17 protein-coding genes are annotated in these 21,986 nt (G+C 64.7%); 4 read left to right on the top strand and 13 right to left on the bottom strand.

Translation table 11 applies throughout. The features are described 5' to 3' along the window. Positions 1 to 14: 14 nt before the first annotated feature. The 11 genes from lpdA to ACEN8I_RS22305 form a co-directional block, all read right to left on the bottom strand. Positions 15 to 1,442 carry a dihydrolipoyl dehydrogenase gene (lpdA, locus tag ACEN8I_RS22355; RefSeq protein WP_413330823.1) on the bottom strand — a complete coding sequence of 476 codons (1,428 nt, stop codon included), beginning with the start codon at positions 1,440 to 1,442 and terminating at the stop codon, positions 15 to 17. Positions 1,443 to 1,508: 66 nt separating this feature from the next. Further along, positions 1,509 to 2,777: a 2-oxoglutarate dehydrogenase complex dihydrolipoyllysine-residue succinyltransferase gene (gene odhB, locus ACEN8I_RS22350; protein WP_413330822.1), complete on the bottom strand. Its 1,269-nt coding sequence runs from the start codon at positions 2,775 to 2,777 to the stop codon at positions 1,509 to 1,511. A gap of 51 nt (positions 2,778 to 2,828) precedes the next feature. Beyond that, complete coding sequence (locus ACEN8I_RS22345; RefSeq protein ID WP_007871164.1) at positions 2,829 to 5,717, bottom strand: 2-oxoglutarate dehydrogenase E1 component; 2,889 nt, start codon at positions 5,715 to 5,717, stop codon at positions 2,829 to 2,831. A gap of 268 nt (positions 5,718 to 5,985) precedes the next feature. Continuing rightward, the gene (soxB, locus tag ACEN8I_RS22340) at positions 5,986 to 7,704 is read right to left on the bottom strand and encodes a thiosulfohydrolase SoxB (RefSeq protein ID WP_413330821.1); all 1,719 of its coding nucleotides are present in this window, start codon (positions 7,702 to 7,704) and stop codon (positions 5,986 to 5,988) included. Positions 7,705 to 7,779: 75 nt separating this feature from the next. Then, the gene (soxX, locus tag ACEN8I_RS22335; RefSeq protein WP_413330820.1) at positions 7,780 to 8,439 is read right to left on the bottom strand and encodes a sulfur oxidation c-type cytochrome SoxX; all 660 of its coding nucleotides are present in this window, start codon (positions 8,437 to 8,439) and stop codon (positions 7,780 to 7,782) included. Positions 8,440 to 8,466: 27 nt separating this feature from the next. Then, positions 8,467 to 9,282 carry a sulfur oxidation c-type cytochrome SoxA gene (soxA, locus tag ACEN8I_RS22330; protein ID WP_413330819.1) on the bottom strand — a complete coding sequence of 272 codons (816 nt, stop codon included), beginning with the start codon at positions 9,280 to 9,282 and terminating at the stop codon, positions 8,467 to 8,469. A 64-nt stretch (positions 9,283 to 9,346) separates the two neighbouring features. Then, positions 9,347 to 9,658 carry a thiosulfate oxidation carrier complex protein SoxZ gene (gene soxZ / locus ACEN8I_RS22325; RefSeq protein WP_007871154.1) on the bottom strand — a complete coding sequence of 104 codons (312 nt, stop codon included), beginning with the start codon at positions 9,656 to 9,658 and terminating at the stop codon, positions 9,347 to 9,349. A gap of 50 nt (positions 9,659 to 9,708) precedes the next feature. Continuing rightward, positions 9,709 to 10,176: a thiosulfate oxidation carrier protein SoxY gene (soxY, locus tag ACEN8I_RS22320; RefSeq protein ID WP_413330818.1), complete on the bottom strand. Its 468-nt coding sequence runs from the start codon at positions 10,174 to 10,176 to the stop codon at positions 9,709 to 9,711. A 128-nt stretch (positions 10,177 to 10,304) separates the two neighbouring features. Then, the gene (locus ACEN8I_RS22315) at positions 10,305 to 11,450 is read right to left on the bottom strand and encodes a c-type cytochrome (RefSeq protein WP_413330817.1); all 1,146 of its coding nucleotides are present in this window, start codon (positions 11,448 to 11,450) and stop codon (positions 10,305 to 10,307) included. After that, on the bottom strand, positions 11,437 to 12,780 hold the full coding sequence (gene soxC / locus ACEN8I_RS22310; RefSeq protein WP_413330815.1) for a sulfite dehydrogenase: 1,344 nt from the start codon (positions 12,778 to 12,780) through the stop codon (positions 11,437 to 11,439). Before soxC ends, ACEN8I_RS22315 begins: the two co-directional genes overlap by 14 nt. A 17-nt stretch (positions 12,781 to 12,797) precedes the next feature. Then, entirely contained in the window at positions 12,798 to 13,181 is a 384-nt protein-coding gene (locus ACEN8I_RS22305) for an ArsR/SmtB family transcription factor (RefSeq protein WP_413330814.1), read from the bottom strand. A gap of 256 nt (positions 13,182 to 13,437) precedes the next feature. Between ACEN8I_RS22305 and ACEN8I_RS22300 the strand changes: the two genes are divergently transcribed. The 3 genes from ACEN8I_RS22300 to ACEN8I_RS22290 all read left to right on the top strand — a co-directional run bounded on the left by ACEN8I_RS22300 (position 13,438) and on the right by ACEN8I_RS22290 (position 17,673). Beyond that, positions 13,438 to 14,772: a surface lipoprotein assembly modifier gene (locus ACEN8I_RS22300; RefSeq protein WP_413330812.1), complete on the top strand. Its 1,335-nt coding sequence runs from the start codon at positions 13,438 to 13,440 to the stop codon at positions 14,770 to 14,772. Between the two features lie 40 nt (positions 14,773 to 14,812). Continuing rightward, the gene (locus ACEN8I_RS22295) at positions 14,813 to 16,252 is read left to right on the top strand and encodes a FecR domain-containing protein (RefSeq protein ID WP_413330811.1); all 1,440 of its coding nucleotides are present in this window, start codon (positions 14,813 to 14,815) and stop codon (positions 16,250 to 16,252) included. Between the two features lie 68 nt (positions 16,253 to 16,320). Beyond that, on the top strand, positions 16,321 to 17,673 hold the full coding sequence (locus ACEN8I_RS22290) for a FecR domain-containing protein (RefSeq protein WP_413330810.1): 1,353 nt from the start codon (positions 16,321 to 16,323) through the stop codon (positions 17,671 to 17,673). A 10-nt stretch (positions 17,674 to 17,683) separates the two neighbouring features. On the opposite strand, the gene ACEN8I_RS22285 is transcribed toward ACEN8I_RS22290, so the two are convergent. After that, entirely contained in the window at positions 17,684 to 18,691 is a 1,008-nt protein-coding gene (locus ACEN8I_RS22285; protein WP_413330808.1) for a glycosyltransferase family 4 protein, read from the bottom strand. 110 nt (positions 18,692 to 18,801) lie between these two features. Here ACEN8I_RS22285 and ACEN8I_RS22280 point away from each other — a divergent pair, with 110 nt between their 5' ends. After that, positions 18,802 to 20,934, top strand: a complete 2,133-nt coding sequence (locus ACEN8I_RS22280; protein WP_413330807.1) for a tetratricopeptide repeat protein — start codon at positions 18,802 to 18,804, stop codon at positions 20,932 to 20,934. On the opposite strand, the gene ACEN8I_RS22275 is transcribed toward ACEN8I_RS22280, so the two are convergent. Further along, the gene (locus ACEN8I_RS22275; RefSeq protein ID WP_413330806.1) at positions 20,931 to 21,980 is read right to left on the bottom strand and encodes an XdhC family protein; all 1,050 of its coding nucleotides are present in this window, start codon (positions 21,978 to 21,980) and stop codon (positions 20,931 to 20,933) included. The genes ACEN8I_RS22280 and ACEN8I_RS22275 overlap by 4 nt on opposite strands. Positions 21,981 to 21,986: the final 6 nt, after the last annotated feature.

The raw sequence follows: 21,986 nt of genomic DNA, 5'->3' as shown, positions 1-21,986 counted from the left end.
CTGCTTGGCTCGGCTCAGAAATTCAGCGTGCGCTTGTCCACCGCCAGCGCGGCTTCCTTGGTCGCCTCGCTGAGCGACGGGTGCGCGTGGCAGATGCGCGCGATGTCCTCGCTGCTGGCGCGGAACTCCATGGCCACCACACATTCGGCGATCAGCTCGCTGGCGAAAGGCCCGACGATGTGCACGCCCAGGATTTCGTCCGTGGCGGCGTCGGCCAGCATCTTGACCATGCCGGTGGTGTCGCCCAGCGCGCGCGCGCGGCCATTGGCCATGAAGGGGAAGGTGCCTGCCTTGTAGGCACGGCCGGCGGCCTTGAGCTGCTCTTCCGTCTGGCCCACCCAGGCGATCTCGGGGTTGGTGTAGATCACCCAGGGAATGGTGTTGAAGTTGACGTGGCCGTGCTGGCCGGCGATGCGCTCGGCAACGGCAACGCCCTCTTCCTCGGCCTTGTGCGCCAGCATGGGGCCGCGCACCACGTCGCCGATGGCCCAGACATTGGGCAGGTTGGTTTTACAGGCATCATCGACCACCACCGCGCCGCGCTCGTCGAGCTTGAGGCCCACGGCTTCGGGCGCCAGGCCTATGGTGTTGGCCACGCGGCCGATGGAGACGATCAGCTTGTCGACTTCCAGCGTCTGCGCCTGTCCCTTGGCATCGACATAGGCGACCGACACGCCCTTCTTGGAAGACTTGACCTCGCCGACCTTGACGCCGAGCTCGATCTTCAGGCCTTGCTTGGTGAAAGCCTTGTGGGCTTCCTTGGCGATCTGCTGGTCCACCGCACCCAGGAAAGTCGGCAGGCCTTCGAGCACCGTCACGTCGGCGCCCAGGCGGCGCCAGACCGATCCCATTTCCAGGCCGATCACGCCGGAGCCGATCAGGCCCAGCTTCTTGGGCACCGCGCCTATGCGCAGCGCGCCGTCGTTGGAAAGGATGTTTTCCTCGTCAAACGGCGCGCCGGGCAATGCGCGGGCATTCGAGCCCGTGGCCACGATGATGTGCTTGCCGGAGATGGTTTCCTCGGTGGCGCCGGCGACCTTGATGTCATAGAGGCCGTCCTTGGCGGCGGCAAAAGAGCCACGGCCATGGAAGAAAGTGACCTTGTTTTTCTTGAACAGGTAGACGATGCCGTCGTTGTTCTGCTTGACGACGGTGTCCTTGCGGCCCAGCATCTTGGCGACGTCCAGGCCCAGGCCCTTGACCTCGATGCCGTGGTCGGCGAAGTGGTGACCGGCCTGCTCGTAGTGCTCGGACGACTGCAGCAGCGCCTTGGAGGGAATGCAGCCCACGTTGGTGCAGGTACCGCCCAAGGCGGGGCCGCCCTTGGCGTTTTTCCACTCGTCGATACAGGCGGTGTTAAAACCCAGCTGCGCTGCGCGAATGGCGGCAATGTAGCCGCCAGGACCGCCGCCGATGACGATCACGTCGAATTGTTTGGACATGGTATTTTTCCGATTGAGCGGTGGCGGGCGGCCCGTCAAGCGACGACCGCCCTGCCCCGGAGTTTTTTAGATATCAAACAGGAGGCGGGCCGGGTCTTCCAGCGCTTCCTTCATGGCCACCAGGCCCAGCACGGCTTCGCGGCCGTCCACGATACGGTGGTCGTAGCTCATGGCGAGGTAGTTCATCGGGCGCACCACGATCTGGCCGTTTTCGACCACGGCGCGGTCCTTGGTGGCGTGCACACCCAGGATGGCCGACTGGGGCGGGTTGATGATGGGGGTGGACAGCATGGAGCCGAACACGCCGCCGTTGGAGATCGAGAAGGTGCCGCCGCTCATTTCTTCAATGCCCAGCTTGCCGTCGCGCGCCTTGGCGCCGTATTCGGCGATCTTCTTTTCGATGTCGGCAAAGCTCATCTGGTCGGCGTTGCGCAGGATGGGCACCACCAGGCCGCGCGGCGAACCGACGGCGATACCGATGTCGAAATAGCCGTGGTAGACGATGTCATTGCCATCGACCGAGGCGTTGAGCACGGGGTATTTCTTCAGGGCATGCACAGCCGCCTTGACGAAGAAGCTCATGAAGCCGATCTTCACGCCGTGCTCTTTTTCGAACTTTTCCTGGAAGCGCTTGCGCATTTCCATGACGGGGGCCATGTTGACTTCGTTGAAGGTGGTCAGGATGGCGTTGGTGGCCTGCGATTGCAGCAGGCGCTCGGCGATACGCGCGCGCAGGCGGCTCATGGGCACACGCTGCTCGGGACGATCGCCCAGGTCGGCGGGCTTGGCCGAAGCCGCGACCTGCGGCAGGGCCGTAGTCGGTACGCCTGTGGGAATCGCGGCGGCGGGCTTGGCGCCGCCGGCGGTCGCGCCCAGAACGTCGCCCTTGGTGACGCGGCCGTCCTTGCCAGTGCCCGGCACGGAACCTGCGGCCAGGTTGTTGTCGGCCATCAGCTTGGCGGCCGCGGGCATGGGAACGCCGGCCATGGAGCCGCCCGCCGCGGCGGGAGCGGCGGCGGGTGCCGGGGCCGAAGCTGCCGCGGCAGCCGGTGCGGCCGCTGCAGCGGCGGCGGGAGCGCCAGCGCCTGCCTTGCCTTCGGTATCTATCCTGGCGATCACCTGGTCGGACACCACCGTGCCGCCGTCGGCAACCACCAGCTCGGTCAGCACGCCGGCCGAAGGCGCGGGCACTTCGAGCACGACCTTGTCGGTTTCGATTTCGATCAGGATTTCATCGACGGCGATTGCTTCACCGACTTTTTTCTTCCACTGCAGCATGGTGGCCTCGGCCACGGACTCGGACAGCTGGGGGACTTTGACTTCTACGATAGCCATGTTGTTTCTTTCGTGTACGTTCTTGTGTTCTGTATGGTGAAGTGGCCGGCCTTACTTGGACAGCACAAAGCCCTTGAGCTTGCCGAAGGCACCGTCCACCAGCGCCTTTTGCTGCTCCTGGTGCAGGTGCGAGTAGCCCACAGCCGGTGACGCCGAGGCGGCACGGCCTGAGTAGCCCAGCTTCTGGCCATCGAGCATGTTTTCGTGGATGTAGTGCTGCACGAAGAACCAGGCGCCCTGGTTTTGCGGCTCGTCCTGGCACCACACGATGTCGGTGGCGTTCGGGTAGCGCTTGAGCTCGGTGGCGAAGGCCTTGTGCGGGAAGGGATAGAGCTGCTCGACACGCAGGATGACGGTGTCGTCCGCGCCCTTTTCCTCACGCTTCTTGGCCAGGTCGTAATAGACCTTGCCCGAGCAGGCGATGATGCGCTTGACCTTGTCGGCCTTCTTGTTGATCTCTTCCTTGTTCTCGGGAATCACGGTCTGGAAAGCGCCCTTGGTGAACTCGGACAGCGGCGAAGTAGCGTCCTTGTTGCGCAGCAGCGACTTGGGCGTCATGATGACCAGTGGCTTGCGCAGGTTGCGCACCATCTGGCGGCGCAGCACGTGGAAGATCTGGCTGGCCGTGGTGGGCTGCACCACCTGCATGTTGAGGTCGGCCGACAGCTGCATGAAGCGCTCCAGGCGCGCCGAGCTGTGCTCGGGGCCCTGGCCTTCGTAACCGTGCGGCAGCATCAGCGTGATGCCGTTGACGCGGCCCCACTTCACTTCGCCCGAGGCGATGAACTGGTCGATCACGACCTGCGCGCCGTTGGCGAAGTCGCCGAACTGGGCTTCCCAGATCACCAGCGTGTTGGGATCATTGGAGGCATAGCCGTATTCAAACGCCAGCACCGCCTCTTCGGACAGGATGGAGTCGATGACGACGAAGGGGGCCTGGTTGTCGGCCACGTTCTGCAGCGGCACATAGGTGCCGGTATCGAACTTCTCGCGGTTCTGGTCGTGGATCACGGCGTGGCGGTGCGTGAAGGTGCCGCGGCCGCAGTCCTCGCCGGACAGGCGCACCGGGTAGCCGCTGGCCACCAGCGAAGCGAAAGCCATGTGCTCGCCCATGCCCCAGTCCACGGGGATGTCGCCGCGGCCCATGGCGGCGCGGTCGTCGTACACCTTCTTGACCAGCTGGTGCGGGGTCACGGTGGACGGGATGGCGGTGATCCTGTCGGCCAGGCGCTTCCACTCGGCCATAGGGATGGCGGTATCGCCCGCGTCGGTCCACTTCTTGCCGAGGTAAGGGGTCCAGTCGACCGCGTACTTGCTCTTGAAGTTGGTCAGCACCGGGTCGAAGGTGCTCTTGCCGGCGTCCAGCGCCGCGCGCGTCGCCTTGACCAGGTCGTCGCCCAGCGTGTCGCCCATGCCCTGGGCCGCCAGCTTGTCGGCATACAGCTTGCGCGTGCCGGGGTGTTGCGCGATCTTTTTGTACATCAGCGGCTGGGTCAGCGCGGGGGTGTCCTGCTCGTTGTGGCCCAGTTTGCGGAAGCAGATGATGTCAACCACGACATCCTTGTGGAATTCCATGCGGAATTCGAGCGCCAGCTGGGTGGCCAGCACGACGGCTTCGGGATCGTCGCCGTTGACGTGCAGCACCGGTGCCTCGATCATCTTGACGACATCGGAGCAGTACAGCGTCGAGCGGCTGTCGCGCGGATCGCTGGTCGTGAAGCCGATCTGGTTGTTGATCACGATGTGCACCGTGCCGCCCGTGAAGTAGCCACGGGTTTCGGCCAGCGCCAGCGTTTCCATGACCACGCCCTGGCCCGCGAAGGCGGCGTCGCCGTGCACCAGCACGGGCAGCACCTGCTTGCCCTGCGGGTCGGCGCGGCGGTCCATGCGGGCGCGCACCGAGCCTTCAACCACGGGGTTGACGATTTCCAGGTGCGAGGGATTGAAGGCCAGGGTCAGGTGAACCGGGCCGCCGGGGGTGGTCACGTCGGAGCTGAAGCCCTGGTGGTATTTGACGTCGCCGCTGGGCAGGTCTTCGGGAGCGGTGTGGTCGAACTCGGCGAACAGGTCGGCCGGGACCTTGCCCAGGGAATTGACCAGCACGTTGAGGCGGCCGCGGTGCGCCATGCCGATCACGATTTCCTGCACGCCCTTGATGCCGCCCTGCTGGATCAACTCATCCATGCTGGCGATAAAGCTTTCGCCGCCTTCCAGCGAGAAGCGCTTCTGGCCAACGTATTTGGTGTGGAGGAAGCGCTCCAGGCCTTCAGCGGCTGTCAGGCGGTCCAGGATGTGGAGCTTCTTTTCCTTGGCGAAATTGGGCTTGCTGCGAATCGATTCGAGCTTTTGCTGCCACCAGCGCTTGTGATTCTGGTCGGTGGCGTACATGTATTCGGCGCCAATCGTGCCGCAATAGGTTTCGCGCAACGCGTTCATGAGCTCGCGCAGGCTCATGGTGTCCTTGCCGAAGAAGGTGTTGCTGGTGTTGAACACGGTTTCCTGGTCGGCGTCGCTGAAGCCGTAGAACGAAGGCTCCAGTTCGGGAATCTTGTCGCGTTCGGCGCGCTTGAGCGGGTCCAGGTCGGCCCAGCGTGCGCCGACATTGCGGTAGGCGGCGATCAGCTGCTGGACGGCCGTGCGCTTGCGGCCCATTTCGGAGTCGGCGCCGCTGGCGACCACGACCTTGGTCTGGCCCTGCTTGGCGCGCTCGGCGAAGGCATTGACGACCGGCAGGTGCGGAACGTCCTTGGCATTGCTGCCGTCCACGGCGGGAACATGCTGGAGTGCGTCGAAATACTCGCGCCAGTTGTCGGGCACGCTGCCGGGGTTGGCGAGGTAGTTTTCGTACATCTCTTCGACATAGGGCGCATTGCCGCCGAAGAGGTAGGTATTGCCTTGATAGGCTGAATAGACGGACGATGCCGTCGGGCTGGAACTCATATCCGCTGACCTCCGTTTCCCTTAGGGAAACATTAGCTGGTTAAAGCTGGTTGATTAACCTTCCGCAACACGGCTGGACCGATTAGCGGATGCGACTGTGGCAGGAAGGGCCTTCAGAAACACCCCAGATTGTGCCACCGAACTGTGACAGCCGAAAGACCGCGCCATGCCCATTTGGAATGGGCCATGACTTTTACATGCCTCACAGACCCTCACACGCCGTCACATGCCCTGCATTGACAGCTGTTTGACAGATTGGGGCAAAAACTCAGGCGGCAAGGCCCGGGTCGCCAGCCACACCGACCAGCTTTGGCGTGTTGGGCTTGACGGGCTTGATGACTTTGTGGGCCTTGAGGTAGCTCTCCACCACCTCCCAGACCGGCGGGCCGGCGTTTTTGCTGGCTTCGGCCACCGGCGCCCAGCCGGCCACCTTGTAGGTCTTGCCGGCTTCGATGAGCTTGCCGCCCAGGCGCATGTCCTGGATGCGCTCGCCCATTTTGGCGCCTGGCTCGCAGGTGTAGGTGAGGCCGCCCACGCGCACCATGTCCCCGCCCTGCTGGTAATACGGGTCGGGATTGAACAGGTTGTCGCCCACGTCTTCCAGGATGGTCTTGATCATGTCGCCGCGCATGTCGGTCAGCGTGGTCCACGGATAGCTGATGGCCGTCTGGTCCATCACATGCTCGCGCGTGATGGCCTGGCCGGGCAGCAGCGAGGTGCCCCAGCGGAAGCCCGGCGAGAACGCGATCTCGGCGCCGCGCACCTTCATCAGCGCATCGAGGATCAGCTGGTCGAAGCTGCCGTTGAAATTGCCGCGCCGGTAGAGCGTGCCTTCAGTCACCGCGAGTTTTTCGCCGAGTTTGGCGCTATAAGGCGCCCTCACCTTCGCGATCAGCTCGTTCATGGCCGCGTCGGCCGGCAACAGCTTGGCGAACACCGGCAGCAGCCGGTAATTGAAGCCCGCCACCTTGCCGTCCTTGACGTCCAGGTCCAGCACGCCCAGGAACTTGCCGTTGCTGCCGGCATTGGTGACTATGGTCTGGCCACCCGGGTTTTTGACGATGACGGGCACCGGCACGCCGTCGTGGGTGTGGCCGCCCAAGATCGCGTCTATGCCGGTCACGCGCGAGGCCATCTTGAGGTCCACGTCCATGCCGTTGTGGCTCAGCAGCACCACGGCCTGCGCACCCTTGGCGCGCGCCTCGTTGACGGTCTCCTGCATCTCGCTTTCGCGTATGCCGAAGGTCCAGCTGGGCGTGAGCCAGCCCGGGTTGGCGATCGGCGTATAGGGAAAGGCCTGGCCGACGATGGCCACCGGCACGCCGTTCATTTCCTTGATCACATAGGGCTTGAACACCGGGTCGCCGAAGTCGCTGGTCTTCACGTTCTGCGCGACGAAATCGATCTTGCCGGCGAAGTCCTGCTCGACGATTTTTTTGATGCGCTCCTCGCCATAGGTGAAGTCCCAATGGCCGGTCATCACGTCCACGCCCAGCAGCTTGGCCGCGTCCACCATGTCCTGGCCCTGCGTCCAGAGCGCCGTGGCGCTGCCCTGCCAGGTGTCGCCGCCGTCCAGCAGCAAGGCGCCGGGGCGTCCGGCCTTGAGCTGTTTGACCAGCGTCGCCAGATGGGCGAAACCGCCCACCTTGCCGTACTGGCGCGCGGCTCGTTCGAAATCGAGAAAGGTCAGCGCATGGGCCTGGGGCGTGCCCGACTTGAGGCCGGCCGCCTTGAGCAGATGCTCGCCCACCAGGTGGGGCGCTTGCCCGCGCATGGCACCCACGCCCAGGTTGACGGAGGGCTCGCGGAAATAAATCGGCAGCAGCTGGGCATGGCAGTCGGTCATGTGCAGCAGGTGCACATTGCCGCTGCGCGGCAGCTCGTACAGGCCTGCAGCCTGGGCGGCGCCGGCCTCGCGCTGCAGGGGGAAACCGGCGGCCAGGGCGGCCGCCATGACACTTGCGAATTCGCGGCGGGAGAGATTCATGGCGTTGGACATCCTGCCCGGCGCGCCAGGCATGCTTTCAGGTTGCGATCGATCCGGGCACCGAAGCGCCGCAGGTTACTTGTTGACGGGCGAGTTCGGGTCCAGCAGCAATGCCATCACGTCACGGATCTGTTGCTCGTTCAGGATGGACGCGTGGCCGAAGCGGGGCATGTCGGAACAGGCGTTGTAGGCCTTGGCATTCCAGAGCTTGCCCCAGGTGTAGTCCACGATGGGCTTGCTTTCGGGCGAGGCCGGGTTGCTCACGCCGCGCAGCTTGCCGTAGTTGTAAAGGCTGGGACCTATGGAGCCGAAGGACAGCTCGGCCTTGCTGATCTGGTGGCAGTTGTAGCAGCTGCCGCCGTTGGCCTCGCCGGGTTTGTCGCTCCAGGTGAGGCCTCGGCCGTTCTGCGCAATTTTTTCGCCCTCGCTCCAGTTACCGAGGTACTTGCCGTCCGAAGGCGGCTTCACGGTCTGCAGATTGGCCTCTTCAATGGACTTGGCGAGTTTTTCGTCCAGCGGTTTGCCGGCCGCTTCCGAGCAGGCCTGGTTGGTGGCGTCCAGCGTCAGCCGGTCCATCTTGGCAATGCCCTGCTCGCGGAAGGAGCTTTTGAGCACCTGCTGCGTGGCTTCATCGACCTGCTCGGCCGTGGGCGCGGTGGCGCAGCTGGACAGGAAAAAAGCCGCGAAAGCCAGGCCCGCCGCGGACAGCGCTGCTTGTGTGTAGGAGGTGTTCATGTGGATTCCCGATACCGACTTGGCGGATTAACGTTTCAAGGCGGGCGCGATCGATACGCCGCCCTTGCTGTTGACGCCCATGTACACGCCCAGGGCAATGGTGGCGTCGGAGGCGTAGCCCGGGAAGGGGAAGCGCTGCTGCCGGTAGCAGTCGTTCAGGCGGCGCTGCATGCTCCACAAGTCGCCGCTGGAGACGCGGTAGGCCGGCCAGGCGCCGAAACCGTTGCCGGCGCCGGGCTGCTTGGTCAGGTTGGGCAGGTCCTGCAGGCGCACGCGCTTGTTGTCCTCGCCGTGGCAGGACGCGCAGGAAAAGTCATAGGGGCCGCCTCGAAGGTAAAACACCTTCTTGCCGACTTCGTACATCAGCTTTTCCTTGGCATGCGACTGGGGCACATTGAACGCCATATCGCGCGACTCGGCCGAGATATAGGCCACCAGCGATTCAATCGATTTCTGCTCGCCGGCGCCGAAAGGGGTCTTGGCGATCTCGGCGGCGCTAAAGCCCTGCAGTTGCTCCATGCAGGTCAGCAGGCGGGACTCCAGGTCCTGCACGCGCTGGGTGTCGGGGAAGAAACGCGGCAGCTCGACGAAAGCGCCCTTGACCACGCCCGGTCCCTTGCCCAGGTCGCATTTTTCCAGCGAGGCGTTTTTCGGGCCGCGTGCCTGTTTCCAGAGAGCCTCGCCCTTGGCTTCGTACAGCTCGGCGGGGTTGCCGTCGGCCAGCATGGCGCGGTATTCGGCAATGCCTTCGGCCGTGCTCTTCTGCGCCGCCGCCGGCAGCGGCAAGGCGGACAGGACGGCTAAGGCGGCCGGGGCCGCCAGCCCAAACAGGCTCAATTTCATCGGGGTCTCTCCTCAAATATCATTGTGGGCGGCCGGGGCCGCGGCGCGCAAACCAGCGGGGAACTCAGGAAATGACGGCCTCGTCGGTACGCTTGTCGCCGTGGTTGTCGGTCCAGCTCACAGCGATTTTGTCGCCGGCCTTGCCGCCCTTGAAACTGAACTGCACAAAGGGGTTTTTGGAGACGGCCGTGCCCCACTGGGCACTCATGACGGTCTTGCCATTCCAGGTGGCGCTGATGTTCTGGATGAACCAGGCCGGCACGGTCTTGCCGGCGGCGTCCTTGCGCTGGCCGCTTTCCATTTCATGGCTCACGAGCACACGCACCGTGGTTTTATCGCCTTGGGCCTGGGCCCGGATTCGCATGGGGTCTGACATTTTTTTCTCCTGATTTCAAGCTTGGGTTGGTAGACGGGGGATGGGACGGATCAACCGCCGCAGCCGCCTAGCGTGACCTTCACTTCCTTCACCGCGTAGAAGTACTTGTCGCCGGCCTTGGCCAGCGCATAGACATTGGAGGACTGGCCCATCTTGATATTGGTCGAGACATTGGCGTCGGTGCCGGCCGGGATTTCGAACATGGCGGCCAGCGCACTGGGGTTCTTTTCAACGACCAGCGCGATCTGCGTGGTGCCCACGATATTGCTCTGGGCGCCGACGCGCACCACGTTGCCGTTTTCGGCGATCTCGGGCGCCTGCAGCAGCAGGTCCTTGCTTTCAACAGGCGCGCTGGTGGCGCCCATGGCCTTGGCCGCGTCGGCCAGGGATTTGCTCTCAAAAGCGGCCTTGTTCCAGCCCGGGGCGTTTTGCGCGTAGGCCGGGCTCAGGCCCGAGGCCGCTGCCAGCGCCAGCGCCGTGGCACCGGAACTGCTGGCCAAAAAATCACGACGTTCCATGGTTGAACTCCTCTTTATATAACTTCAATGTCTTAAAAACTTAGCCCGATTGGACATCAAAAACTCAAAAATCCGGGAGGGTATTTCTCCCATGCATGCCTCAAAAAACACCGCCGGTCCGCCGCCCCCTACTTCGCCGCGCCCTGCGCCAGCCATTGGGAAATCTGCGCCGACTCCGCCGAGCTCAAAGCCTGCGGCGGCATCGGAATTGCACCCCAGACGCCCTGCCCGCCTGCCTTGATTTTGCCCGAGAGGTAATTCACCGCGTCGGCACGGTCCTTATATTTGTTGGCTATATCCTTGAAGGACGGCCCCACCAGTTTGTTGTCCATCCCATGGCAGGCCACGCAGGTATTTTTCTGCAGCAGCGGCATCACCGACGCTGCGCCTGTGGCCGCCGTCTTCACCACAGCCGCCACCGGGATCGCGGCGGGCGCGCGCTCCACCTGCGCCACGGAGCTGCCCGATTGTGCCGCCGCGGCCGAAGCCGGCCGTGTCGTGTCCACCCCGCGGCTTTCGCCCACCACGCGGGACTGCTCGGCCAGATTGCCATGGGCGTTGCGCGCATAGTCGGGCAAAAAGCTTTTGATCACTACTTCGGCCTTGCAGTTCACCATGCAGTTCGAGCCTTGCACGTCGGGCCTGGCCGTTCCGCCCAGTTCCTTGCCGGGCCACATCGCGTGCGCCGTCGTCATGCCATTGCGATTGGGCAGGCGATCCTGCACCTCGCGGATGTTGGCGTCGGACAGCGTGAAGTCTTCCGGCAGCACATTGCCCAGGAACAGGATATAGGCCGTCGCGGCATAGACCTCGTCGGGCGTCAGCGTCTTGGGCGCGGTCCAGGGCATGGCGCGGTTGATGTAGTCCCACAGCGTCGACAGCGTGGACACCTTCATCAGCGTGGTGCGGTTGGGCTGGTTGGCGCCCGGCATCAGGCCGTCGACCCGGCCGCTTTTCACGTCCTGCGCCGTGGTGCCGCCGGCGATCGGCGTGAACACCTCGGACGACTCGGCAAAACTCCCGTGGCAGGAGGCGCATTGCGCCTCCCACAGCACCTCACCCTGGCGCACCGAGCCCTGCCCCTTGGGCAGGCCCTTGAAATCGGGCCGCACGTCAATGTCCCAGGCCTTCACTTCGGCGGGCGTGGCGGTCCGGCCGATGTTGGCCAGCGCCGCCTGCCGCGCGGCGGCTTGCGTTTGCGCGAATGCCGTACCCATGGTGCCGAGGCAGGCGAGCACCAGCAACGAGCACCTGACGCGTTTAAACCTGGACATTTTTCACCTCGCCGGTTTCTTCCAGCGACCACGACTGGATGGCGTTGTTGTGATAAATGCTGCGCGAGGCGCGCACCTTGCGCAACTCGTTGTAGCTCGGTTGGATCTGCCCGGTCTCGTCCACCGCGCGGCTCTGGAAAATCGCCGGCTTGCCGTCCCAGACGAAGTCGGCGTTAAAACGCGTGAGGCATTTGGCCAGCACCGGGCCTTCAAGCCGCGCCTGCGTCCAGTTGCGCCCGCCGTCGACCGAGACATCGACCCGGCGTATCTTGCCGCGACCGCTCCAGGCCAGGCCCGTGATGTTGTGAAAGCCTTTTTGCAGCAGCACCTGGCCGCCGCTGGGCGAGGTGACCACGCTTTTGACTTCCTGGATGCTGGTGTACTGCCGGTGCAGGCCGCTGGGCTGCAGGTCTACATAGTGGATGGTTTCGTCCTTGGCACCGTAGGGCATGTCGCCCACTTCGATGCGGCGCAGGTATTTGACCCAGCTCACGCCCTGCACGCCGGGCACGATGAGCCGCAGCGGGTAGCCGTTTTCGGGCCGAAGCATTTCGCCGTTTTGCCCATAAGCGACCAGCACCTCGCCGCTCATCACCAGGTTCATGGGAATGGTGCGCGTCATGCTCGAGCCGTCGGCGCCTTCGGCCAGGATGAATTTCGCGCGCTTGAGGTCGGCGCCGCAGAGTTCCAGCAGGGTGCGTAGCGGCACGCCGGTGAACTCGCTGCAGCTCAGCATGCCGTGGGTGTACTGCACCGTCGGGACGGCGGCATTGCCCCATTCCATGCCGGTATTGGCGCCGCACTCGATGAAGTGCATGCGGCTCACGCTGGGCAGGCGCATCAACTCGTCCATGTTGAAGACCATGGGGCGCTTGAGCATGGCCTCGTCGGAGCCGTTGAGCATCAGCCGGTGTTTGGAGGGGTCTATGTCCCACCAGCCCTGGTGGTGGCGCTCAAAGTGCAGGCCGCTGGGCGTGATGATGCCGAACAGGCCCTGCAAGGGGCAAAAACTCACGCTCGCCTGGCTCACGCGCGTCAGGCCCGGGCTTTCGCGGCGCTGCAGGTTTTTCTCGAACTCGCTGGGCAGGCCGTAGCCGCGGGCCGCCACCGGCTGGCCCAGGCCTTTGCTGTGCGGCGGAAGGTTCAGGATTTCGGGTTCGCCTTCGGCTGCGGCCGCCGCGCCTTGTGCAACAGCCTGGCCCGCGGCCACAGTGCCGGCCGCAGCGGCAAAGACGCCGGCCAGAAAGCCGCGGCGCCCTGCCCGCACTTCTTGTATCTGCTCCCGGGAAAGAAAGTTTTCGGGCGCGCGCTGCAGGAATCGGTTCAGCATGGGTGGCGTCTTTCGGTTCAGGCGTCCTGCATGCCGGGGCGCGGCGACAGGCTTTGGGCCGGCGACAGCGAGCCCGGCTCGTCCAGTTCGATGGCGATCTGGGTGCAGACACTGCGGCACAGCGCCACGGCTTTTTCGCTTTGCACCCGGTAAATCACCTGGGTGCCTTCCCTGCGCTTGGCCAGAACACCGGTGCGGTAGAGCACAGCCAGGTGCTGGGAGAGATTGGGCTGGGTGGTGTCAATTTCGGCCAGCAACTCGTTGACGGATTTTTCGCGCTCGCACAGGGCGCTGAGCACGCGCAAGCGCATGGGCGTTGCGAGCACGGCGAACAGCTCGGCGGCCAACTCAAACACCCGGCCCCGTTCCACCTGCGCGCTGGTCTGAATCATCTCGTCCATAGTGACTTTTTCTTAATATAAGTGATAGCTAATATTATTCCGCCAAATCGGGGAGATGTCCCCCGTAAATACCCTTGGCTACCCCCTGAAACTGGTGAATATCACCAAGTCGGTGCCAAAGCCCGAAAAAGGTGTTGCCGCGCCGCACTTCCTCCCTCTGTAGCAGGTGTAATAAACCCCTGAAAGTCATCCCCGCGTGATATAAAACTTTTGTTGCTTACGGGTTGTTACCTGGGACCTTTATAAAACAATACTTATGTATTCAAAAAACAAACTATTCTCGGGCGGGGTCACTCTTCTTCTTGCCATCCTGGCCAACGGCCTGGCGCACGCGGAAGTCGATGCGCTGGTCAGCAACGCCCGCAGCCTGCTGGACCAAAGCCAGCCACAAAAAGCCTTCGACCTGCTGGAGCCGCAAGAGGCCGCGCGCGCAGGCGACCCGGATTTCGACACCGTGCTGGGCATTGCCGCCAATGAAACCGGCCAGTACACCCGCGCGGTATTCGCCCTGGAACGAGTGCTGGCCGTGCAGCCCAGCAATTCCCGGGCGCGCGCAGAACTCGGCCGCGCGCTGTTCTCCGTCGGTGATACCAAGGCTTCCCGGCAAGTGCTGCTGGAAACCAAGCAGGACAACATCCCGGCCGAAGCCGCCGCCACCATCGACCAGTTCCTGCAGGCCATAGACCGGACCGAGGAAGCCGCCCGCTCATCGGTCAAGCCCTTCCTGGAAGCCAGCATAGGCTACGACACCAACATCAACAGCGGCCCCGGCAACCCGAATGTGGCCGTACCCGCTTTCGGCGGCCTGATCTTCACGCTCAATCCCGCCGGCGTCGAAACCAAGGACGCGTTCATGAGCCTGGGCGGCGGGCTGTCGGCCCGCTACGTGGTGGATCCGCGCTGGTCGCTGATCGGCAACGTCTACGGCAACGGGCGCGTCAACAGCAAGTACAACGACTTCAATACCGGCCAGGTCGATGTCAATTTCGGCGCCAGCTACCGCTACGACAAACACGAGTTCTCGGGCGTGGTGCAGGTCGGGAGCTACACCGTGGCCGGCTCACGTGCCCGCGACCAGCAGGGCCTGGTTGGCGAATGGACTTACCGCATCGACGGCTTTCGCCAATGGAGCACCTATATCCAGTGGGGCGACCTGAGCTACCCCGGCCAGTCGCTGCGCGACGCGACGCGCACCGTGGTCGGAACCTCCTATGCCCATGCCTTCCGCGACAGCAATATCGTGGTTTTCGCGGGCGGCTATGTCGGCACGGAAAAAGAGCGCGCCGCGGGCGTTCCGCACCTGGGCCATGACCTTGTCGGCCTGCGCACCGGCATCCAGAAAACGCTTTCGGACGCGTTGGCGCTGTTCGGCAGCCTCGCCTACGAAGACCGCAAATACGGCGGCGCCGATCCGCTGTTCCTCGTCACCCGCCATGACAAGCAGTGGAACCTGAACATGGGCCTGAACTGGGTGCCCGCCAAACTGTGGCGCGTCACGCCCCAGCTGGCCCTGACCTCGGTGAAATCCAATGTCGCGATTTCCGACTACAAGCGCAGCCTGTTCTCGGTCACGGTGCGCCGCGACTTCTGAACCTGCGGTTTTGACTGAAAACGCCCGCCGCTACAGCCTCATGAAAACTCTCAGGGACCGCCCCCTCCAACGCGCCGCCCTGTCGGTCGTGGTTGCGGCGGCCTTCCCCGCGTACTCCTTCGCCGCCGGCTCGGCCGGCGTCGCCCAGTTCATCGCCGGCGACGTCAACGTGCTGCGCGCCAACGGCAGGGCCGAGGCGCTGGCCAAAGGCAAGCCGCTTGAGAGCGGCGAATCCATACTGACGGGCACGGCCGGCCGTGCCCAGGTACGGTTTTCCGACGGCGGCCTGGTATCCCTGCAACCCAACACCGAGTTCAAGATCGCCAACTATGTCGACGAGGCCGATCCCAAGCAGGACCGCTTCCTGGTCGACCTGCTGCGCGGCAGCATGCGCGCCATCACCGGTCTGATCGGCAAGCGCAACCGCGAAAACTACAAAGTCACCACCACCACGGCCACTATAGGCATACGCGGCTCCGGCTTCAGCGTGGGCTACAACCCCGATGGTTCATTGGGTATCACGACGGAACTGGATGCCATCGAGGTCTGCAACGCCGGCGGCTGCGTGGGCCTGACGGCCGGTGAATCGGTACGGGTCATCAACAGCTCCGAAGCGCCGGTTCGCACCAATGTGCGGGCCAATGTGCCGACGCCGCCGCCCACACAGGAAGCAGTTGTGGCGGGCAACCAGACAACCTCCGACGGCAAGCCCGCCATTGTTCCTCCGCCCGTCACACAGGCGCCCGTCAAACAGGTGTTCACCGACCTCGCCGCGGCGGTCGCCTTCACCGACCGCACAACGACCAACTCGGTGGTCGAAAGCTACTACCCCGAGGCCGGCGCCGCCGTGCTGACCAGCTTCCTGAGCGGTAAACCGATCGACTTCGACAGCCTGGACAGCCGCAACGTCCTGACCCAGTTCCGCAGCACGCCCGGCCTCACCACGATGGAAAAAGGCGCGTTGGGCGTGCCGGCCGATGCCGATTTCGTCGGCTGGGGCAGCTGGGTGACGGGGCAAAAAATCGTGGCGGGTTCAACCACCGCCATTGAATCCGTTCATTTCGTGATGGGCCGGCCAACGCCGACGGCCCAGATGCCGGCCGACAACATGCAGGGCACTTACCAGCTGGCCGGCGGCACCGCCTACTCGAGCACGCTGGGCGCGGGCCAGCTCGTCGGCGGTTCGCTGGTCGCCTACTTCGGCGCCTACAGCCCAGGCCAGGGCTATGGCAACCTGGACCTCACCACGCGCTTCGGCGGCAATGACTACGGCATCACCAACAACGTCGACATCAACAACTCAAAGATCACCAGCACCTCGGGCACCAACGTCGCCGGCTTTTTCACCGGCAACAATGCCAGCCGCGCCGCATTGGTCTACAGCGCACCATCGGTCACAGGCGCGGGCCCCGGTGCGGGCAAGGTTTCCGGCGCGGCCGTTTTCCAGCAGACCAACCTGGTCCTGAGCCCGCCCCTTTGAGCGGAACCGCCCCTTAGCCCCTCACGCCAGCCCCGTGCGCACCCTCTAAAAATACCGGAGAAACCACCATGACCCCGCACATCAAGCTCCAGCACACCGCTCTGGCCATGGCGTTGGCCGCCATTTACCCGCTGCAGGCTTTTGCCGCGCCTTCCGCGGGCGTGGCCCAGTTCATCGTCGGCGATGTCAACGTCCGCCGCGCGGACGGCGCGACCACGGCCTTGGTCAAGGGCAAGGACATCGAAAGCGGCCAGGCCATCCTGACCGGCGCCAGCGGGCGCGCTCAGGTGCGCTTCACCGACGGCGGCCTGGTGTCCCTGCAGCCCAATACCGAGTTCAAGGTCGCCAACTATGTCGACAAGGCCGACCCCAAGGAAGACCGATTCCTGGTCGACCTCCTGCGCGGCAGCATGCGCGCCATCACCGGCCTGATCGGCAAGCGCAACCGCGAAAATTACAAGGTCACCACCACCACGGCCACCATAGGCATACGCGGCTCCGGCTTCAATGTCGGCTACAACCCCGACGGTTCGCTGGGTGTGACGACCGAGCTGGACGCCATCGAGGTCTGCAACGCCGGCGGCTGCGTGGGCCTGACGGCCGGCGAATCGGTGCGGGTCGTCAACAACACGGATGCGCCCGTGCGCACCAATGTGCGGGCACCTGTGCCGACGCCGCCGCCAACGCAAGATCCCGTGGTCATAGGCAACAATCCCGACCCTTCCGGTCCCGGCGGGATCATCAACAAGCCAATCCCCCCCACCCCACCGGCCAACACAGGCACCTTCACCAACCTCAAGGTGGCGGCGAGCTATTACGTCCCCTTCGTCTCCGGGCCGGGGCCCCAGGTCGGCCCCGTGGTGGCGACTTCCACGACCCTGGATCTCGGAAAAGTCACGGACTTCACGAGCGGAAGCAATGTTTTCAAGCCGACCACGGCCAACAGCTTCGGTTCGGCCGGCACCATCGCGGCAGGCGACTTCATCGGATGGGGTACCTGGACGACGGCCACGAAAAACAGCTCGACGAATCTGGCGGACCTTCACTACATCGTCGGCCAGCCCACGGCGGTCATGCCCACCACAACCGGCATCGCCACATACACCCTGATTGGCGCCACGCCGGTCACCGGCTATACCAGCCCCAGCGGCCCGGCGACCGCCATGGGAACGCTCACCTCCGCATCGATGGCGGTCGACTTCACCAACAGCAAGCTTGGCGTGAGCATCAGTACCACCCTGGGCAATATCAGCGTGGGCAACGTCATCGCGATTTCCGGTGCGCAATTCACCTACAGCTCCGGCACGGGCATCTATGTCAACGGGTTTTTCACGGGCGTGAACGCCAATCGGGCGGGCCTGGTCTACACCGGTCCCGGCTCAACGATCTTCTCCGGCGCGGCAGCCTTCCAGGCGCCGTGAGCCGGGCGCCTCAGCGCAAATAGAAAGCCAGGTCGCGCTCGATGGCCTTGGGGCCATGGGTGTCGATCGCTTGTTGCATCGCGGCTTCACCGACACGGCGGCAGAGTTCGGGCGAATCGCCGAGGGCAATCAGGCTGTCGTAGGCTTGCTCCTGGGACTTGACGAGAAAGCCCGATACGCCGTGGGCCATCATCTCCGCGTAGCCGCCGGTCTCGTGCGCCACCACCGGCAGGCCCGCCCCCATGGCCTCCAGCACCACGCGGCCATAAGCCTCGATGAACAAGGCCCCCGTCCGGTAGAAGACGGCATCGAGCGAGCTGTAAAACTCAGGCATGCTTTGTGTCCCTGCCGCCAGCAGTTCAATGCCCTCCACGCCGCCCAGCCCCGGAGCCAGGCAAGTGCCACCCATGATGCGCACCCGGATGCCTCTGCTGGCAAGCATTCGATAAAGGCTCAGGTCGTCCGGGCTATGTTTCTCCAGCAGATCACGGCTGGCACGCCCGACCGTAAAGGGTCTGGACTTTTGCGGGGCCTCGAATCGCTTTTCGGCCACCCGCAAAAAGGGCTCCAGGTCCAGCATGCTCGGTATCACGGGGCCCGGCAGCGCGGCACTGCGCCGCACAAAATCCGACACGAACACGATCTCAGGATCGAGCCCGGTTGACTCGCGCACACTCTCGACAATGGCAAAAAGCTGCCCCTGGTTCGAGAGATTGTGGAAAAGAATAATGCGCTTGAAACGCGTGTACTTGAGCCAGATTCCCGGCTGCAAATGCACACCGCCGATCAGCAGCGTCCCGTCTTTGGGAAACTGGTGCGCGAAAGGCTGGATCGCGGTAATACCTTCGCCGGCATAGGCCGGGTGAACCGGCACGTCGGACCACAGCTTGACCGCACGCCTGCCGGCCAGAAGCCGCCCGAGGTCCAGCAGTTCCCGTTCCGCACCGGTGTATAGCTCACCGAAGCGTCCCAGCAGATGCAGCGGCGCGGATGGTGGGCTGGCGTACGGATCAGTCATTTACCCGGATTATCCCCGGGGCCGGTGCGGGCCTACGCAGGCCGGTGCCACATAATTCCAGCATGCAGGACAACCGACCAGCCATGCCCCTACAGGAGCCCCCGCTCCCCGTGGATGCCAAAGACCATGGCCCCTGGATGTTGCGCGGCGCGCAGCTGCATGCGGCCGGCCAGCTTGAACAGGCGCTCGCCGCTTTTGAGCAGGCCCTTGCCCTGAATCCGCAGGACGTGAATGCCGCGTCGGCCTGCGCAACCTTGCTGAGCCTGCTTGACCGGCCCATGGCCGCCTACAGGACATTGCTGTCGGTAGAGTCCCAGCTGATGCAGGACGCCGACGGCGCGGCCAACCTCGCGATCATGGCCGAAGCCTGCGGCGACCTGGCCAGGACCGATAGCGCGTATGCCCGGGCCCTGCAGCTTGACCCCGGGCACCTGCGCTCACTGAACAACGTCGGCATCCTGGCCGCGGGTTCGTCGCGCTGGGACATCGCGATCGGGCTGGCGCAAAAGTGTGTGGCGCTGCAACCCGGCCATGCGCCCTACCATGCCAATCTTGCCGAGTACCTTTCAGGCGCGCGGCGCTATGCCGAGGCGCTCGACGTGGTCATCGCTGCCACGGCGAAATTCCCTCTCGACAACGAACTGCGAATACGCCATGCCGTTCTTCTCGCCTTCCACGGCGAGCTTGAAAAAGCGGACGCGGCCCTGGCGGGGCTCGATGCTCCAACGCGCCTGCTTTTTGAAAAATTCCTGTTGAAACTCGACACCCCGGGCGACCTGTGCGGCCGCGCCAGCAGCCAGGCGCACAGGCTGATGCTTCAGCCGCCCGACGCATTGCAGATTCATGTTGACCAGGCATTCCGGGGCCTGTCGGCAGGCGACTGGCGAAACAACGATCAGCTCACCGCCCTGCTGCGTAAAGCCCTGGCCGACAGCACTGCCAACGGCCGGGGCCGCAACTGGGGTGACGCGCCGTTTTACGGCCTGCTGCTGGACCTGCAGGACCACGAACTGGCACAGATGCACAGCGAGTCCATCCCCGTGCTCAACGCCCGGCTCAAGGCATCCCTGCCGGCTTTTACGCGCCAGCGAAAGCCGATCGCGGGGCAAGACAACCGCATCCGCGTGGGCCTGGCCGTGCGAAGCCTTCATGATTCGCGCCAGCTGCAGGCGCTCACGCAGCAGCTTGCACGGCATGACGCATCGCGCTTTGCCATCCATGTCTATGCATTCACGCCGCCGGGCCCGCAGCCGGCCGAAGCGCTGCGGCCTCATGCGGCCAGCGTCAGCGAGATCGGCCATATGGCGGCGGCGGAAGCGGCCGGGCGCATGCGGCTGGACCAGCTGGATATTTATGTCGAAATGGCTTCGGATTCATCCTGGAGCCGGCAGGACATCGCGGCCATGCGGGTGGCGCCCGTGCAATTGCGCCAGACCGGCCTCTACCGTCGCCATGTGCCCGGGCATTGGGACTACAGCTTGTCGGACAGGTTCGCCCACCCCGACGACGCCGGGCTTTCACAGGACGGTGCCATCGTCCGCCTGCCGCATAGCTGCTGGCTGGCAAGCGCCGGCCAGCAGCCAAGCGAGGCGAGCGGGTCTGCGATATCGCGTGAGGACGCAGGATTGCCCACCGACACGCTGGTGCTGGCTTCATCCCTCGCGCCGGCTAGCATCGATCCACGCAGTTTTTCCGTGTGGATGAAAATCCTGCGCGGCCTGCCCGACGCCGTGCTGTGGCTTCCTCGCTGCGGCGCGGCGGCCATCAACCTGGCGCGTGAAGCCCAGGCGGCCGGTGTGGGCCCGACCCGCTTGCTGTTTTCAACGTCCATGGATCGAAGCGACGCACTGGCCGCCATGCGGCATGCCGACCTGTTTCTGGACACCTTGCGGCTCAATGCCGTGCAGGGCCTGGAAGACGCCCTGCACCTCGGCGTGCCGGCCATCAGCTGTGCGGGCAGCCGTCCGGCATCACGCTTGGGCGGTAGCATCCTCCACGCCGCCGGCCTTGCGCAATGTGTGCTGGACAGCCCTGAAGCCTATAGTGCCGAAGCGGTGCGCCTGGGGCGCAACCCCGGTGCGCTGCAGGACTTGCGCAAGCACGTCGAGGCAGCTGCCGCTGGCCGCGCTCCGCTGTTTGACCTCGCGGCACGCATTCGCGAATGGGAATCGGCCTGGGCCACCATGGCCGAGCGCTCACGCGCCGGATTGCCGCCCGCGGCCTTTAACGTGGCCGCCGTTTAGGCGCCAGGCTTGCCAGCAGGCACGGGCAGCTCGCAGACCTCGCCCGTGGGCGCCAGGCCGGCCTGCGCCTTGGCCTCGGCGACGCCCACGGCGCGCGGCAAGGCCACCTGGTTCTTCACCGCCGTGAGTTCGGCCAGGATGGAAATCGCGATCTCGGGCGGCGTCTTGCTGCCGATGTAAAGGCCTATGGGGCCGTGCAGCCTGGCCAACTCTTGCGGCGTCATGTCGAAGTGCTCGGCCAGGCGCTCGCGGCGGCGCTGGTTGTTAAGCCGCGAGCCGATCGCGCCCACGTAAAAAGCCGGCGAGCGCAGCGCCTCCATCAGCGCCAGGTCGTCCAGCTTGGGATCGTGCGTGAGCGCGATCACCGCGCAGCGCGCGTCCAGCTTCATGGCCTGCACCACGTCGTCGGGCATGCCGGTGGCCAGCTCCACGCCTTCGACCTGCCAGCTGTCCCGGTATTCCTCGCGCGGGTCGCAGACCGTCACCGCGTAGTCCATGCCCTGGGCGATCTGCGCCACAAAACGCGACAGCTGCCCCGCGCCAATGATCAGCAAACGCCAGCGCGGGCCGTGCAGGGTCACCAGCGCGGCTTCGGACACCTGCATGGACTGGCTGGGCTGAGCGGTGCCCAAGGTGACGGCGCCGGTATGCAAGTCCAACCGGCGCGCCACCAGCTCACCGGCCTGCAGGCGCTGCAGCAGTTCGTCCACGCGGCTGGCCGCCGACAGCGGCTCGATCGCCAGCTCAATGGTGCCGCCGCAAGGCAGGCCGAAGCGGCGCGCCTCGTCGGCCGAAACGCCGTAGGTGACGATGGCGGGCCGCGCGCGGTCCAGGCCCTCGCGGCGCGCCCGGTCAATCATGTCGTCCTCGATGCAGCCGCCGGAGACCGAACCCACCACCCGGCCGTCTTCACAGATCGCCAGCATGGAGCCTTCGGGCCGCGGGCTGGAGCCCCAGGTCTTGAGCACGGTGACCAGCTCGCAGCGCAGGCCCGCGGCCAGCCACTGCGAGGAGGTTTTCAGAACTTCGAGGTCTATGTTGTCCATGCGCCG

This window comes from Polaromonas sp. CT11-55, assembly GCF_047303325.1.
GTDB lineage: Bacteria > Pseudomonadota > Gammaproteobacteria > Burkholderiales > Burkholderiaceae_C > Polaromonas.
Note: the sequence above shows the minus strand (reverse complement) of the source record. Positions and strands in the feature narration are given on the sequence as shown.

Coding starts and splice junctions, on each gene's coding strand:
- soxA (WP_413330819.1), bottom strand. CDS start 9,282: ATGAAATTGAGCCTGTTTGGGCTGGCGGCCCCGGCCGCCTTAGCCGTC.
- soxB (WP_413330821.1), bottom strand. CDS start 7,704: ATGAATCTCTCCCGCCGCGAATTCGCAAGTGTCATGGCGGCCGCCCTG.
- ACEN8I_RS22290 (WP_413330810.1), top strand. CDS start 16,321: ATGACCCCGCACATCAAGCTCCAGCACACCGCTCTGGCCATGGCGTTG.
- ACEN8I_RS22345 (WP_007871164.1), bottom strand. CDS start 5,717: ATGAGTTCCAGCCCGACGGCATCGTCCGTCTATTCAGCCTATCAAGGC.
- ACEN8I_RS22295 (WP_413330811.1), top strand. CDS start 14,813: ATGAAAACTCTCAGGGACCGCCCCCTCCAACGCGCCGCCCTGTCGGTC.
- ACEN8I_RS22315 (WP_413330817.1), bottom strand. CDS start 11,450: ATGTCCAGGTTTAAACGCGTCAGGTGCTCGTTGCTGGTGCTCGCCTGC.
- lpdA (WP_413330823.1), bottom strand. CDS start 1,442: ATGTCCAAACAATTCGACGTGATCGTCATCGGCGGCGGTCCTGGCGGC.
- odhB (WP_413330822.1), bottom strand. CDS start 2,777: ATGGCTATCGTAGAAGTCAAAGTCCCCCAGCTGTCCGAGTCCGTGGCC.
- ACEN8I_RS22285 (WP_413330808.1), bottom strand. CDS start 18,691: ATGACTGATCCGTACGCCAGCCCACCATCCGCGCCGCTGCATCTGCTG.
- ACEN8I_RS22275 (WP_413330806.1), bottom strand. CDS start 21,980: ATGGACAACATAGACCTCGAAGTTCTGAAAACCTCCTCGCAGTGGCTG.
- ACEN8I_RS22305 (WP_413330814.1), bottom strand. CDS start 13,181: ATGGACGAGATGATTCAGACCAGCGCGCAGGTGGAACGGGGCCGGGTG.
- soxY (WP_413330818.1), bottom strand. CDS start 10,176: ATGGAACGTCGTGATTTTTTGGCCAGCAGTTCCGGTGCCACGGCGCTG.
- soxZ (WP_007871154.1), bottom strand. CDS start 9,658: ATGTCAGACCCCATGCGAATCCGGGCCCAGGCCCAAGGCGATAAAACC.
- soxC (WP_413330815.1), bottom strand. CDS start 12,780: ATGCTGAACCGATTCCTGCAGCGCGCGCCCGAAAACTTTCTTTCCCGG.
- ACEN8I_RS22300 (WP_413330812.1), top strand. CDS start 13,438: ATGTATTCAAAAAACAAACTATTCTCGGGCGGGGTCACTCTTCTTCTT.
- soxX (WP_413330820.1), bottom strand. CDS start 8,439: ATGAACACCTCCTACACACAAGCAGCGCTGTCCGCGGCGGGCCTGGCT.